This is a genomic window from Vibrio sp. 10N.286.52.C3 (genome assembly GCF_041468865.1).
Lineage (GTDB): Bacteria > Pseudomonadota > Gammaproteobacteria > Enterobacterales > Vibrionaceae > Vibrio > Vibrio crassostreae_C.
The window spans coordinates 43,641-58,207 of sequence record NZ_JBFRJM010000029.1 but is presented as its reverse complement, the minus strand read 5'-3'; the positions used below and the strand labels follow the sequence as shown (position 1 = coordinate 58,207).

The window sequence follows — 14,567 nt, the reverse complement described above, 5'->3', positions numbered from 1 at the left end:
CTTTTAATAAGTAATTGGTATCCAGGACTCACTATTATGTCTTGGAATCATTGTCGAACGTCACGGCTTTGATTAAGCTTACCGTTCACTTAACCGCCATTGTGTGCGTTATTTTCCCATATCCAGACCTCGATGTAATTAAAGAACATGACCAGATATGGCTTAAGAGCCCGTGTAATTACCTTAACTCTAGCTCCAACCCTGATTATTGGGTTGCTATTGAGTGCATTTTTCTCATTTAACCGCTATCAAGACCTTGAAGGTCAAGTGGTTAACACTGGTACTAGCATCATTGAGCCACTTGCGATTACGAGTGAATCAGGCATGAAGCTCGAAAGTCGAGAGTCTGTTCGTCAGCTTATTAGCTATGCGCATCGAAAGAATTCTAAGCTAGTGCGCAGTATCGCGGTGTTTGATGAGCGTCATGAGTTGTTTGTAACCTCAAACTTCCACCCCGATTTTGAAAGCCTGACCTACCCCAAAGATAAACCGATCCCGCATTTAAGCTCATCGAACCTTCTCGATAATACGCTGATTCTGCGGACACCTATCATCGCCGAAGGCCAGTACATCAATTCAGCCAACGGTCAGTCTCAAGCTAATCAAGCGATCGGCTACATTGCGATTGAATTAGATCTTTCATCACTTCGATTGCAGCAATATCAAGAAGTGTTCTCTGCATTCTTAGTGTTGATTCTCGGGCTTGGTTTATCGGGCGTGTTTGCGTTCCGCTTAATGCACGATGTCACTCAACCGATCACACACATGAAAAACATGGTCGACCGAATTCGTCGAGGTCACCTAGATGTGCGTATCGAAGGTAAGATGCATGGTGAGCTAGACTCGCTGAAAAACGGTATCAATGCGATGGCGGTATCGCTATCAGAGTATCACGTCGAGATGCAGCACAGTATCGACCAGGCCACATCAGATTTGCGTGAAACTCTTGAACAGCTAGAGATTCAAAACGTTGAGTTAGACATCGCGAAGAAACGCGCTCAAGAAGCGGCTCGTGTTAAGTCTGAGTTCTTAGCGAATATGTCTCACGAATTGAGAACGCCGCTGAACGGTGTGATTGGCTTTACTCGTCAAATGCTCAAGACTCACCTATCGAACAGTCAAACCGATTACCTACAAACCATTGAACGCTCGGCAAACAACCTGCTTAGCATCATCAACGATATCTTGGACTTCTCGAAACTTGAAGCCGGTAAATTAGCCCTAGAGAACATCCCATTTGAATTCCAAGCCAGCCTTGAAGAGGTAGTAAACCTTCAAGCAACCAACGCTCATGAGAAAGGCCTAGAACTGACACTGAAGATCGACCCTAAAGTACCGCCAGGTGTGGTGGGCGATCCACTGCGTATTCAGCAGATCCTAACCAACCTTGTTGGTAACTCAATCAAGTTTACCGAACGCGGCAACATTGATATCAGCGTTGAGCTTCGCTCACAAAGTGAAGACAACATCGAGCTGCAATTCATGGTTCGCGATACGGGTATTGGTATTTCTGAGCGTCAACAAGCTCAGCTTTTCCAAGCTTTCAGCCAAGCCGATGCAAGTATCTCTCGTCGTTACGGCGGTACAGGCTTAGGTCTGGTTATCACCCAAAAACTGGTCAGCCAAATGGGCGGAGAGATCAGCCTAACCAGTCGTCTTCACCAAGGCTCTACCTTCTGGTTCACCTTGAGACTATCAACGACTGATATGCCGATGACAGAGCTGATTGAGACGCAGTGTCTGCAAGACAAACAACTGCTGCTTATCGAGCCAAACATGCAAGCGGCATCGATTACTCAGCAAATCCTAACCCAAGAAGGCTTAGTGGTAACGTATCGTTCGGTGATGCCAGATGAGACGACCTCGTATGACTACGTTCTGCTTAACCTAGCCGCCAACCAAGAGTATCAATTTGATACTGTGAGTGGTTGGGCGATCGGTGCGAAGAAGATTGCTCAAAACGTGATTATTGGTACACCAAGTACCGAGCTAGCGTTGGGTGAGCAACTAATGAAAGAGGTCGATGTTCAGTGCATCACCAAGCCTCTTTCTCGTAAGAAGTTGCTGCAAACTCTGGTATCGAATCAGGCACCTACCTTGATTGCACCAGCGATTGAAACGCATTCTGAAGAGAAGTTACCGCTTACTGTGATGGCAGTAGACGACAACCCAGCCAACCTTAAGTTGATTACCGCGCTGCTTAAAGAGCGTGTAGAAACCGTCATCAGTTGTACCAGTGGTCAGCAGGCGATAGACAAAGCGACAGAGACGCCATTTGATATCATCTTCATGGATATTCAAATGCCACAGATGGACGGTGTAACCGCTTGTCAGAACATCAAAAAACTGGCGAACAATGCGAATACACCTGTAATCGCCGTGACCGCACATGCAATGATTGGCGAACGAGATCGACTGCTTGAAGCGGGCATGGATGACTACCTAACCAAACCTATTGAAGAGCATGTTTTACAGCAGGTTCTGATTCATTGGAGCTCGACCTCTGAGGTTGAGCACATCGAAAAAATAGATCCAGACCACCCAGCGGTCTCTGCTGAAGTCGACAACGGTCCGGTGTCAGAAACTGAAGCCAGCGTGCACACAAACATCATCATTGATTGGCAAGCTGCGATGAAACAAGCCGCCAATAAAGAAGACCTCGCACGCGATATGCTGCAAATGCTCGTCGACTTTATTCCAGAGGTGTATGAGGCAGCAGACAAAGCGATAGAAGACAGTGACTATCCAGTTGAAGAGCTGATACACATCATTCACAAGATGCATGGCAGCAGCTCGTACAGCGGCGTACCAAGGCTAAAATCGGTATGTGCGACAATAGAGAAAGAGCTGCGTTCAGGTACTTCTGTTGAAGACATTGAACCTGAGCTTTTCGAGCTTCAGGATGAATTAGATAAGGTTCAAGCAACCGCGATTCACTACTTGAAACAGGCCAAGGCCTAGCGGGTACTTGTTACTCACTAGTATTCTTTAGAGGGTTTACCCGCCAATAAAAAAGCAGAGCTCATGAGCTCTGCTTTTTTCTGTCTAGAGCCAAGAGCACTAGATATAAAGTCGCGATAATCTGTTTACGATTCGAGTAACACCGTTGCCACAGCGTAGTGACGCTCATCCGAGATAGTCAGATGAATCGATGTTGTGCCATTCGCCTCTGCGATTTCACGCGCTTTCTTGTGTAAGCTCAATACTGGCTTACCATGCTCATCGTTTGAAATCTCAAAGTCGTGGAAGGTAACACCCAGCGCAATCCCCGTACCTAACGCCTTAGATGCAGCTTCTTTAGCAGCAAAACGTTTTGCAAGGTAACGGCCTTTTTGCTTCAACTGTTGGAATACTTCAAACTCAGAATCCGTCAAAATACGCTGAGCAAAAGCGTCGCCACTTCGCGACAGCGCCTTCTCGACACGTTCGATTTCTGCGATATCTGTACCTAATCCAACAACTGCCATGTTTCCTCTACTACTTAACTTCTGTCTAATGATTAACTGTACATCGCTTAGTGCCGACGACTTGCCGAACTAAGCGTTGTTACGTGCTGTTTCCATGATTGCTTTCATGTCTGCAACGGCTTTGTTTAAGCCATCAAACACTGCACGTCCCATGATCGAGTGACCGATGTTCAGCTCGTAGATCTCTGGAAGTGCCGCAATCGGTGCTACGTTGTGGTAAGTCAGACCATGACCCGCATTGACTGTGATACCTAAGTCATCTGCATAGCTTGCGCCTGCTGCGATCTTCTTAAGCTCGTCTTGTTGATCTTCTTCTGTCTTAGCATCAGCATAGTGACCCGTGTGCAGTTCAATGAACGGTGCGCCACACGCTTTTGCAGCATCGATTTGCTCACGGTCAGCATCGATAAACAGAGATACCTTGATACCTGCTGCAGACAGTTTTTGTGTCGCCGCTTTGATCTTCTCTAGTTGACCAACTACGTCCAAGCCACCTTCAGTGGTTAGCTCTTCACGTTTTTCAGGAACCAGACAAACAAACTCAGGATTAGTATCGAGTGCAATTTGAACCATCTCGTCCGTTACGGCCATCTCCAAGTTCATGCGAGTTTGAAGTGTTTCAGCCAGAATACGCACATCGCGATCAACGATGTGACGACGGTCTTCACGCAGGTGAATAGTAATGCCATCTGCACCAGCACGTTCAGCGATTTCAGCTGCGTGTACTGGATCTGGGTATTTAGTACCACGTGCATTACGTAGTGTTGCAATATGGTCGATATTAACGCCTAAAAGGATTGAGCTCATTTTCCAATACTCCGTGCTCTGGAGAGGGCTATTGTTGGCATAAATAGCTCTCTACTTTTTAATGGTTTGCCGCCAAGATACGGCTTTAAGGCTATGCGTGTAAAGCGTTTTGCCGCTTTTAACTGCTCTTTAGTGATAAACCTACGTTCGCTGATTGCAATAAGTTCATCGCCCATAAAAGTCAGGTTATCTCGACGTACTGAAGCGATGAAACCTTTCTGCTCTCGATAGCGATAAGTCATGCTCGGATCAATCGCTTCGCCAGTGCCCGCGCAGTGTAAAAAGTCGACGCCGTAACCCATAGCAGATAATAGAGCCAGCTCAAAGCGACGCAGTGCTGGCTCAGGATTATCATTATGCGCCAGCTCTGTTAAAGCATGAAGATAGTCGTGAAAAAGTGCAGGCATCGGTACTTCCGCCATCAATACCCGACCGATAAGCTCGTTCACGTACATGCCTGAATACAGATTAATACCGGCGAGAGGGAGCCCCAAGCTGATGGGTTCAGCTTGGCGTAAGGTTTTCATCGAACCATTACCAGACCACTTAAGCAATAGCGGCGTAAAAGGTTGTAATGCACCTTTCAAATTGGAACGCTTGCTGCGAGCGCCTTTAGACATCAACGTCACCCGACCGAACTCTTCGCTGAAGACGTCCAAGATCAGGCTCGACTCACTGTATGGTCGACGGTGCAACACAAAGCATCGCTGTAACCCTTCGCTCAATCACTTACCCTTATTACAGATACAAAAAGAGAGAGTTCGCACTCTCTCTTGGATTTATCTTCAGTTCAACTTTCTTAATCTCAGAAAGTGACGTTCAATATATTATAGATCGTCGATGTAGCCTAACGAGCGAAGTGCACGCTCATCATCAGCCCAGCCAGATTTAACCTTGACCCAAGTCTCTAGGTAAACCTTACGGCCGAATAGCTCTTCCATATCGATACGCGCTTCACGACCAATCGTTTTGATCTTCTCGCCCGCTTTACCAATCACCATTTTCTTCTGGCCTGTACGCTCAACAAGAATCAGTGCATTGATGTGGAAGCCATCGTTATCTGGGTTGTAATCGAAACGTTCGATTTCAACCGTTACCGAGTAAGGTAGCTCGTCACCCGTAAAGCGCATCAGCTTTTCACGGATAATTTCAGAGGCCATAAAACGTTGCGAGCGATCAGTCACGTATTCTTCAGGGAAGTGGTGTGTCGCTTTAGGTAAATGTTCACGTACGTGCTTACGCAGTACATCAATATTTTTACCTTGCTTCGCTGAGATTGGCACTACATCAATGAAGTCCATCTTCTTAGAGACTTCCATCATGTGCTGCATCACGTTAGTACGGTCTTGAACGTTATCTACTTTGTTGATGCAAAGTACAACTGGGAAGTCAGTCTTCTTCAGTTTGTTCAGAACCATCTCATCGTCGTCAGTCCAGTGAGTACCATCGACAAGGAAGAATACTAGGTTTACATCACTCAATGAGCTGTTCGCCGCACGGTTCATCAAGCGGTTGATGGCACGCTTTTCTTCAATATGAAGTCCAGGAGTATCAACAAAGATCGCTTGGTAATCACCCTCAGTTTCAACGCCCATAATACGGTGACGTGTCGTCTGTGGTTTACGTGATGTAATAGAAATCTTCTGACCCAGAATATGGTTCAGAAGCGTCGACTTACCTACATTTGGGCGACCGACAATAGCGATGAAGCCACAGTGTTGGTTTTCCGGTAGGCCTGTTTTTTTGCTATCAGATGAAAAGAATGCATCGATATCGAAATCTTGGTTGTTATCAGACATTGCTTAGTTGCTCTAATGCTGTTTCAGCAGCCGCTTGTTCTGCCTTGCGGCGGCTAGTGCCTTTACCGATAACAGGTTTATCCACACCTGCCACTTCACACTCAACCGTAAACTCTTGGTTGTGTGCTTCACCTTTAATATTAGTCACTGTGTAGACAGGTAGAGGATTTCTTCGACCTTGCAAAAACTCTTGTAGGCGAGTTTTCGGATCTTTTTGAGATACTCCAGGCTGAATAGCATCTAGGCGAGATTGGTACCAGCTTAAAATAATGCCGCGAACCGTCTCGGTATCACTATCTAAATAGACAGCGCCGATGACCGCTTCAACCGCATCCGCTAGAATAGAATCACGACGGAAACCGCCACTCTTCAACTCACCTGGACCTAATTTTAAGTAATCTCCTAGTTCGAATTCACGACCTAGTTCTGCCAATGTATGACCACGTACTAATGTTGCGCGCATGCGGCTCATATCACCTTCGTTTACCTTAGGAAAACGGTGGTAAAGATCATCAGCGATAACAAAACTTAAAATTGAATCGCCCAGAAACTCAAGACGTTCGTTATGTTTACCTGCGGCGCTGCGGTGAGTCAGCGCCAAGTGGATAAGATCGGCATCATTAAACTGATAGCCAATCTTTCTCTCTAGTTTATCAATTGGAGAATTCATGCTCTCTCGATGTGTTATGTGATCGATTAATGAATCCCACCGATGCGATTAAAACGCACACCAGTAGGAATCCATGTTGGAAGTACACTGTCTGAACCGCGTTCGAATTCGAAGCTGATCCAAATAGCAACGGCCTTACCAACAAGGTTTGCTTCAGGGACAAAGCCCCAGTAACGGCTATCGGCACTGTTGTCACGGTTATCACCCATCACAAAGTACTGGCCTTCTGGAACGACCCATTCGTTAACACCATTGCGAGGCTGATATGCTTGCACACGATCGCGGCGCAATGGGTTAACTAAAATCTGGTGTTCTACGTCTCCAAGCTGTTCGTTCAGCTGAATCAGAGGCACACCATCTTGAATAAATTGGCTCTCTTCAACATTACTTAGTTTCACTGGTTCACAGCTACTTGTACCCTTCGCCTGAATGCAGATCTCTTTACGACTGCTGTAGCGAATCGTGTCACCTGGCATACCAACAACACGCTTAATGTAGTCGATGTTTGGCTGAGGTGGGTACTTAAATACGATTGAGTCACCGCGTTCTGGCTTGCCTGTTTCTACCAATTGAGTGCGCCATACTGGGTCTTTTAGACCGTACGCGTACTTCTCTACCAAGATGAAATCACCAACCAAAAGGGTTGGCATCATCGAGCCAGAAGGGATTTGAAACGGTTCATAGATGAATGAACGCAAGATCAAAACAAATGCAATTACCGGGAAAATGGACACACTGTTCTCAACCCACCAAGGTTGAGCCGTAACTTTTGCGCTAGTTTCAGCGTCTAGGCCATTCGATTGTGCTTCAACGTCAGCAAGCTTTTGCTGGCGCTTCTTCGCCCACACAAACTTTTCCAACGCCCATACAATGCCGGTCACTAGAGTTACGATCACTAAGATAAGCGAAAATGTATTAGCCATTGATATCCCTTAAATTTCATTTCTTTAAAAATAACGAAAGTGAAAGAGCATAACTCTTTCACTCTGCTTAATATTTCTAATTTGTATCAATCATGCTGACTAAATGCTGGGAAGATTACGAAGGAAAAATCGTTTAGTTCGAGGCGCAAAGTGCAGTGACTAGTGGGCCTAATTGCAATCTTTGCAACAAAGAAATAAACGATTTTAACCAGTAATGTTCAGCAGATAGTTAGTGCGATTGATACCTAGTCTTTGCCAACATGAAGGATTGCAAGGAAAGCTTCTTGAGGCAGTTCAACGTTACCGATCTGCTTCATACGCTTCTTACCTTCTTTTTGTTTCTTAAGAAGTTTCTTCTTACGACTGATATCACCACCGTAACATTTTGCGATTACGTTCTTACGCAGTTGTTTCACTGTAGAACGAGCAATGATGTGGTTACCAATCGCTGCTTGAATCGCGATATCGAACATCTGACGAGGGATGAATTCTTTCATCTTCTCTACCAGTAGACGACCACGAGACTGAGCAATATCTTTGTGCGTAATGATAGCTAGTGCATCAACTGTTTCGCCATTCAGCAGTACGTCTACACGTACCATGTTTGATGGCTCGTAACGTTGGAAGTTGTAATCCAATGATGCATAGCCGCGAGACGTTGACTTCAGACGGTCGAAGAAGTCTAGAACTACTTCTGCCATAGGAAGATCGTACGTCACAGCAACTTGGTTACCGTGGTAGACCATGTCTACTTGTACGCCACGCTTCTCAACACACAGTGTGATTACGTTACCTAGGTAATCCGAAGGTACCAGAATATTACAGCGTGCAATTGGCTCACGAATTTCTTCTAGGTCATTAACCGCTGGCAGTTTAGCCGGGCTATCAACGTAAAGAACCGTTTTATCTGTTTTTACAACTTCATACACTACTGTTGGAGCAGTTGTGATTAGGTCTAGGTCGTATTCACGCTCTAGACGCTCTTGGATGATCTCCATGTGAAGCATTCCTAAGAAGCCACAACGGAAACCAAAACCAAGTGCTGCTGAACTTTCTGGTTCAAAGAACAGTGATGCATCGTTCAGGCTTAATTTGCCTAACGCGTCACGGAAGTTTTCGTAGTCATCAGATGATACAGGGAATAGACCAGCGTATACCTGAGGCTTCACTTTTTGGAAACCAGGTAGACGTTCAGTGCTGCCGCCTTTTGCAAGCGTCAACGTATCACCAACTGGTGCACCTAGGATGTCTTTAATACCACAAACAACCCAACCTACTTCGCCAGTATTTAGCTCTGTAGTATCGATTTGCTTAGGCGTGAAGATACCTAGACGGTCAACACCCCATACTTGGTCTGTCGACATTACTTTGATCTTATCGTTCTTCTTCAGCTTACCGTTTTTGATACGAACCAAAGAAACTACGCCAAGGTAGTTATCGAACCAAGAGTCAATGATCAACGCTTGTAGAGGCGCTTCAGGATCACCTTCCGGTGGCGGGATTGCCGTCACGATGTTTTCTAGAACATCATCAACACCCAAACCTGTTTTCGCAGAACAGCGAGTCGCTTCCATCGCATCGATGCCAACGATCTCTTCGATTTCTTCAGCAACACGTTCTGGTTCAGCAGCTGGTAGGTCAATCTTGTTCAAGATTGGCACTACTTCCAGTTCCATTTCGATTGCTGTGTAACAGTTTGCTAGAGTTTGTGCTTCAACACCTTGGCCAGCATCCACTACAAGTAGTGCGCCTTCACAAGCCGCTAGAGAACGAGATACTTCGTAAGAGAAGTCTACGTGTCCAGGAGTGTCGATAAAGTTAAGTTGGTAAGTTTCACCATCTTTAGCTTTGTAATCTAAAGTCACACTCTGCGCTTTAATTGTAATACCACGCTCGCGTTCTATATCCATAGAATCGAGGACCTGAGCTGCCATCTCACGTTCACTTAATCCTCCACAAACTTGGATTAAGCGGTCAGAAAGGGTCGACTTACCGTGGTCGATGTGGGCGATAATCGAAAAATTACGAATGTGCTTCATAGGCTTGGTGTGACTAAACTCTTTGAATAGGGATAATAAGAAAGCCGCGACGCGTCCAATCTACAGTCAGCATTGGTGGCGGCATTTCAATCAAGTTGGCAGATTCTACCCAATTTAAGGGCAAGAAGCATCATAAATTAGACGAGAGACTCACCTAGGATTCGAATCAAGACGACTTCTTGCTTGGATTTGTCTTCCATGGGTTTGGCTAACCGCTTCGCTAAGGCAATCCCACCAGCAGTAAACAGTGCTGCACTTAAGATAACAATGCCCTCGCCGCCCTGGAGTAAGGGTTGTAACAAGAGTTGCCCAAAACCAGCACCAATCATCAACATGAAAAGTGGGATGAGATAAACAATCGCCGCCGACTGAAGTAGGCTTTTTTCTGGAAAGCCAATTTCTACGATTTGTCCAGCTTTGACTAAGCTTTTGGTTTTAAGCTGCCAAAACAAAGATTTATTGCCAACAGCCTTGGTCACAATACCCGTACCGCAGTTTTTTTGAGAAGAACAGCTGCTACAACTGGTTTGTTGTTCGCAGCTCAATTGAACAAAGTATTGCTTACCTTTTTGTTCAACCGAGCTAACGGTCGCCAGCGCGGTCATCATTGCGCTTGTACCGATTTATTAAATGTAACTGACTGAGCAATACGTTTTGCAGTTGCCGGCGGAATGTCACCAACCACAGAGATCTCTTTATCGCCAATCACTAAGCTGTGCAAGGTTCTACGCCCTTGACGCACCAGCTGCCCTTTCAATGAATGCTCATCTTTTTCCGCGATATAAACCGAAAAGTTAAACAGTCCATCACTGAAAAGCTGACTTTCAACCATTTTATCGGTCGCAGCCATTTGATAGCGGCTAAGCTCTTTTGATTTAAACCCTTCAGGAATCCACGACGCTTGCCAGTTAGTTTCACTCACTAAGCCTTCCGGTAATGATAAAACTTTCGGCAATTGAGCTTGGCTCAAGCCACCCATAGCCTCAGCAATCTTATCGTTCACCACGTAAGAGATAGTGCGGTACTGTTCAAGCACTTCGCCATCACGATCCAAAAGGTCGGCACGCAAAGGAAGATTCGTTTTTTCGTCTACCCAAACCACGTAAGAGTAGCGAAGGCCATCTTTCGGCACGACACGCAGCACTTGAGTGGTGCTACCTGCTTCACGAGAGCGACCAACTTTCACAAAGTCGTAGTACTGATTCAGAGATTCGATATCTCGATTAATCATCGGAATAACAGGCGCAACCATGCTGCCTGACTGAATCGTAAATGGCTCTGTACCCGGCTCGATGTAGCTAACTTCGTTGCCACGTCGAATGACTTCACGAACAGGGCCGCTTAGATAAACAAGGTGTGCAAGTTGTTGGTCGTCGTTAACCGCATGGCGATAAACAAGAGGCTCAATACTGCTCTTCTTTATCAAAATGTAGGAGAGTTCGTAATTTAGATGCTGACTGGCCTCGTTCATTTGATGCAACAAGGCCTTTGCAGTGGTTTCCTCTGCAAAGGCTGTTGGAGACATCAAGCTGAACAGTGTCAGTGCACTGACCAGGATTTTCTTCATTCAATGTCCGATTCTAGATGTGCATCTTGCATTGGCGATGCATCACTGTTTAATCTTAGCTGCAGCTCATAATCTTCTAACAATGCATGAACGCGTTTGCGCTGCTCTTGCAAGTTAGCTTCAGATGCTGGTTTCTCAACAGAGTCACGCGTTAAACTTACTGGTTCCGCAGAACCGGCAAATGGAATCGTCTGGAGTACAGGCAACTGCTCTGGTGCTGCAGGGTCGCTACCACCATATTGTTGAACACCTAATACAACGGCTAATGAAACACACGCTGCCACGGCAACTTGTCCAAACTGTTGTAACCACGCCGGAAGCTGACGCTTCGCTTGCTGAGGTTTAGGTTGCTCTTCAATTGGAGCAACAGTAGGTTCAACATTCACTTGGTGCAGGTTCGACATTGAACCATGTGCAGGCTCGTTCTCAAGCGCTGCCGCTACACTATTAGCAATGTTCCACTCTGGAGTTTCTGGCGAATCCCCACGCATAACATCACCAATTAAATGGTAACTCTGCCAAGTATCCATGCTTTCTTGATCAGATTCTAGATCTACAATGAGAGCTTTATCGATCGTTTCACCATCCATGAGTGCCGAAAGCTTTTCTTTATCAGCCATTATTTTCACCATAATTATTACAAGTTCTAGCGTTGCAAAAGAGGTTTGATTTTCTTTTCCACCGCTTCACGAGCTCGGAAAATACGCGAACGTACGGTTCCTACAGGGCAATCCATTACTTCTGCAATCTCTTCGTAGCTCAAACCTTCGAGCTCTCGCAACGTCATTGCAGTTTTTAAGTCTTCTGGTAGCGCTTCAATCGCTCCAAAAACAACTTGTTTCAATTCTTTTGACAGCGTTAAGTTCTCAGGGTTCGATATTTCTTTTAACGCGCTGCCTGTTTCGTAATATTCTGCATCTTCTGCATCTACATCGGTTGCTGGCGGCCTACGGCTTTGGGCAACGATATGATTTTTAGCGGTGTTCACGGCAATTCGGTATAACCATGTATAGAAGGCACTCTCGCCACGAAAGTTAGGTATCGCGCGGTAAGCTTTAATAAAAGCTTCTTGTGCTACATCAGGTACATCACCGGAATTATTCACGTATCGAGAGATAAGATTACAAACTTTGTTTTGATACTTAACCACTAGTAAGTTAAATGCCTGCTTATCTCCACTCTGAACTCGCTCAATCAACACTTGATCGGTTAGCTGCTCGTTCATTCGAGCGGGTACTCCTATTGTTATAACCCTCACCTTCACAGATATGGGGACTAATTATGCGAAATGTAGTATTGACACCACCGTCTACAAGAGCACTATTGTGACTAAGCCAAATACCGAAAGTTCCAACTTTCTTAAAATTATTTGCCATTATTGTTTCACAATGTGATGTAATAAAAATAGCTATCCCTATCAATTTGGGGAAACTTGAGCAAAAGCAATGGTATTGAGCAATTAAATATTTCTAGATAGCTGTCTATATATTGATTTTGCATAGCGTTTAAGGATGACTCTGGAGAGATTATAACAGTCTTAGCCAAACTCCTAAAACAAGACAAAGTCAATTGAGAGTGGACAACTCGACTATAGCCCGGGATTTAATAAGTTTTATGAACGCAAACCGTGAACATCAGTGTGATGTATTAGTGGTAGGAAGTGGTGCGGCAGGCTTGTCATTAGCCTTACGCGTAGCAGAACATGCAAAAGTAATTGTATTAAGCAAAGGACCACGCAGCGAAGGATCGACGTATTACGCACAAGGTGGTATCGCCGCGGTGTTCGATGAGTCGGACAGTATTGAGTCTCATGTAGAGGATACTCAAATCGCTGGGGCTGGGTTATGCGAAGAAGATACAGTTCAATTCATTGCTGAAAATGCGAAAGAGTGTGTGCAATGGCTGATTGATGGTGGTGTTCCATTTGATAAAGATGAGAACAGCACAGAAGGCCAACCAAAATATCACCTCACTCGTGAGGGTGGCCACAGTCACCGCAGAATTCTGCACGCTGCCGATGCAACTGGCATGGCGATGCAAACCTCACTACAAGATAACGTCAACAACCACCCAAATATCGAGATCTTCGAGCGCCACAATGCGCTGGATTTGATCACGGAAGATAAGATTGGTGGTTCAAAAGACAAGGTGATCGGTGCCTACATTTGGAACCGTAACCAAGAACATGTTGAAACCGTGCGCGCTAAGTTTGTTGTATTAGCAACAGGCGGCGCTTCAAAGGTTTACCAATACACCTCTAACCCAGATGTTTCTTCAGGTGATGGTATTGCTATCGCTTGGCGTGCGGGTTGTCGTGTGGCAAACCTTGAGTTCAACCAGTTCCACCCAACTTGTTTATTCCACCCAGAAGCGCGTAACTTCCTACTAACGGAAGCACTGCGTGGTGAAGGTGCTTACTTGCGTCGTCCAGATGGTTCTCGCTTTATGAAGGACTTCGATGAGCGCGGTGAACTGGCGCCACGTGATGTGGTTGCTCGTGCAATTGACTTCGAAATGAAGCGCTTAGGTGCCGACTGTATGTATGTTGATATCAGCCACAAGCCTGAAGAATTCATCACAGCGCACTTCCCGATGATCCATACTCGCTTGATGGACTTGGGTATCGACATGACCAAAGAGCCGATCCCTATCGTACCAGCCGCTCACTACACGTGTGGTGGTGTCATGGTGAATAAGCAGGGTCAAACCGACCTAACGAACTTGTATGCGATTGGCGAAGTGAGCTACACCGGCTTACACGGTGCAAACCGAATGGCTTCTAACTCACTGCTTGAGTGTGTGGTTTACGCATGGGCAGCAGCAAAAGATATCGTTGAGAACATCGACCAATCTCAACTGTGCGCTGAACTGCCAGCATGGGATGAAAGCCAGGTCACCAACAGTGATGAAGAAGTTATCATTCAACACAACTGGCACGAACTGCGCCTATTCATGTGGGATTACATGGGCATTGTTCGAACGGATAAACGACTAGAGCGAGCATTGCGTCGCATTCAGATGCTGCAACAAGAAACTCATGAGTACTACAGCTACTTCAAGGTTTCGAATAACCTATTAGAACTGCGTAACTTGCTACAAGTGGCAGAACTAATGGTTCGTTGTGCAATGCAACGTAAAGAGAGCCGCGGCCTCCACTACACGTTGGATTACCCTGAACTTGCAGAAGACAGTGGCCCAACGATTCTGACGCCAGAGAAACGCCAATCATAATAATTGGTTAAACGTGCTTAGCGAATTAGCCGTCAGCGGAAAATGATTAAACGAAAGGGAGCCG

Annotated in this window: 13 protein-coding genes; 2 read left to right on the top strand and 11 right to left on the bottom strand. The window is 45.7% G+C overall.

The genetic code is table 11. The features are described from left to right. Positions 1 to 147 precede the first annotated feature (147 nt). Positions 148 to 2,961: a two-component sensor histidine kinase BarA gene (gene barA, locus AB4138_RS12755; protein ID WP_372074332.1), complete on the top strand. Its 2,814-nt coding sequence runs from the start codon at positions 148 to 150 to the stop codon at positions 2,959 to 2,961. 125 nt (positions 2,962 to 3,086) lie between these two features. Here the strand turns inward: barA and acpS are convergent, their stop codons facing one another. The 11 genes from acpS to rpoE all read right to left on the bottom strand — a co-directional run bounded on the left by acpS (position 3,087) and on the right by rpoE (position 12,497). Next, the gene (gene acpS, locus AB4138_RS12750) at positions 3,087 to 3,467 is read right to left on the bottom strand and encodes a holo-ACP synthase (RefSeq protein WP_017059039.1); all 381 of its coding nucleotides are present in this window, start codon (positions 3,465 to 3,467) and stop codon (positions 3,087 to 3,089) included. A gap of 69 nt (positions 3,468 to 3,536) precedes the next feature. Then, positions 3,537 to 4,274, bottom strand: coding sequence for a pyridoxine 5'-phosphate synthase (gene pdxJ, locus AB4138_RS12745; protein ID WP_017059040.1), 738 nt, complete (start codon positions 4,272 to 4,274; stop codon positions 3,537 to 3,539). After that, positions 4,271 to 4,999 (bottom strand): DNA repair protein RecO, encoded by a 729-nt coding sequence (gene recO / locus AB4138_RS12740; protein ID WP_019826299.1) that lies wholly within the window; start codon positions 4,997 to 4,999, stop codon positions 4,271 to 4,273. Before recO ends, pdxJ begins: the two co-directional genes overlap by 4 nt. 102 nt (positions 5,000 to 5,101) lie before the next feature. Further along, positions 5,102 to 6,073 (bottom strand): GTPase Era, encoded by a 972-nt coding sequence (gene era / locus AB4138_RS12735; RefSeq protein ID WP_017059042.1) that lies wholly within the window; start codon positions 6,071 to 6,073, stop codon positions 5,102 to 5,104. Further along, positions 6,066 to 6,743: a ribonuclease III gene (rnc, locus tag AB4138_RS12730; protein WP_017066012.1), complete on the bottom strand. Its 678-nt coding sequence runs from the start codon at positions 6,741 to 6,743 to the stop codon at positions 6,066 to 6,068. Before rnc ends, era begins: the two co-directional genes overlap by 8 nt. A gap of 26 nt (positions 6,744 to 6,769) precedes the next feature. Then, on the bottom strand, positions 6,770 to 7,666 hold the full coding sequence (lepB, locus tag AB4138_RS12725) for a signal peptidase I (RefSeq protein WP_017066013.1): 897 nt from the start codon (positions 7,664 to 7,666) through the stop codon (positions 6,770 to 6,772). Positions 7,667 to 7,911: 245 nt separating this feature from the next. Continuing rightward, positions 7,912 to 9,705 carry a translation elongation factor 4 gene (gene lepA / locus AB4138_RS12720; RefSeq protein WP_017059045.1) on the bottom strand — a complete coding sequence of 598 codons (1,794 nt, stop codon included), beginning with the start codon at positions 9,703 to 9,705 and terminating at the stop codon, positions 7,912 to 7,914. Positions 9,706 to 9,842: 137 nt separating this feature from the next. Then, positions 9,843 to 10,313: a SoxR reducing system RseC family protein gene (locus AB4138_RS12715; protein WP_017059046.1), complete on the bottom strand. Its 471-nt coding sequence runs from the start codon at positions 10,311 to 10,313 to the stop codon at positions 9,843 to 9,845. Further along, positions 10,310 to 11,272 carry a sigma-E factor regulatory protein RseB gene (gene rseB, locus AB4138_RS12710; protein WP_017059047.1) on the bottom strand — a complete coding sequence of 321 codons (963 nt, stop codon included), beginning with the start codon at positions 11,270 to 11,272 and terminating at the stop codon, positions 10,310 to 10,312. Before rseB ends, AB4138_RS12715 begins: the two co-directional genes overlap by 4 nt. Then, the gene (locus tag AB4138_RS12705; protein ID WP_017063205.1) at positions 11,269 to 11,892 is read right to left on the bottom strand and encodes a sigma-E factor negative regulatory protein; all 624 of its coding nucleotides are present in this window, start codon (positions 11,890 to 11,892) and stop codon (positions 11,269 to 11,271) included. The genes rseB and AB4138_RS12705 overlap by 4 nt, the downstream gene beginning before the upstream one ends. A 26-nt stretch (positions 11,893 to 11,918) precedes the next feature. Beyond that, entirely contained in the window at positions 11,919 to 12,497 is a 579-nt protein-coding gene (gene rpoE / locus AB4138_RS12700) for an RNA polymerase sigma factor RpoE (protein WP_008223963.1), read from the bottom strand. Positions 12,498 to 12,886: 389 nt separating this feature from the next. Here rpoE and nadB point away from each other — a divergent pair, with 389 nt between their 5' ends. After that, positions 12,887 to 14,503 (top strand): L-aspartate oxidase, encoded by a 1,617-nt coding sequence (nadB, locus tag AB4138_RS12695; RefSeq protein ID WP_017059049.1) that lies wholly within the window; start codon positions 12,887 to 12,889, stop codon positions 14,501 to 14,503. Positions 14,504 to 14,567: the final 64 nt, after the last annotated feature.

Excerpts from the sequence above, each read along its gene's own strand:
- era (WP_017059042.1), bottom strand. The coding sequence starts at position 6,073 with ATGTCTGATAACAACCAAGATTTCGATATCGATGCATTCTTTTCATCT.
- rnc (WP_017066012.1), bottom strand. The coding sequence starts at position 6,743 with ATGAATTCTCCAATTGATAAACTAGAGAGAAAGATTGGCTATCAGTTT.
- rseB (WP_017059047.1), bottom strand. The coding sequence starts at position 11,272 with ATGAAGAAAATCCTGGTCAGTGCACTGACACTGTTCAGCTTGATGTCT.
- nadB (WP_017059049.1), top strand. The coding sequence starts at position 12,887 with ATGAACGCAAACCGTGAACATCAGTGTGATGTATTAGTGGTAGGAAGT.
- AB4138_RS12705 (WP_017063205.1), bottom strand. The coding sequence starts at position 11,892 with ATGGCTGATAAAGAAAAGCTTTCGGCACTCATGGATGGTGAAACGATC.
- pdxJ (WP_017059040.1), bottom strand. The coding sequence starts at position 4,274 with ATGAGCTCAATCCTTTTAGGCGTTAATATCGACCATATTGCAACACTA.
- lepA (WP_017059045.1), bottom strand. The coding sequence starts at position 9,705 with ATGAAGCACATTCGTAATTTTTCGATTATCGCCCACATCGACCACGGT.
- rpoE (WP_008223963.1), bottom strand. The coding sequence starts at position 12,497 with ATGAACGAGCAGCTAACCGATCAAGTGTTGATTGAGCGAGTTCAGAGT.
- AB4138_RS12715 (WP_017059046.1), bottom strand. The coding sequence starts at position 10,313 with ATGATGACCGCGCTGGCGACCGTTAGCTCGGTTGAACAAAAAGGTAAG.
- barA (WP_372074332.1), top strand. The coding sequence starts at position 148 with ATGACCAGATATGGCTTAAGAGCCCGTGTAATTACCTTAACTCTAGCT.
- lepB (WP_017066013.1), bottom strand. The coding sequence starts at position 7,666 with ATGGCTAATACATTTTCGCTTATCTTAGTGATCGTAACTCTAGTGACC.
- acpS (WP_017059039.1), bottom strand. The coding sequence starts at position 3,467 with ATGGCAGTTGTTGGATTAGGTACAGATATCGCAGAAATCGAACGTGTC.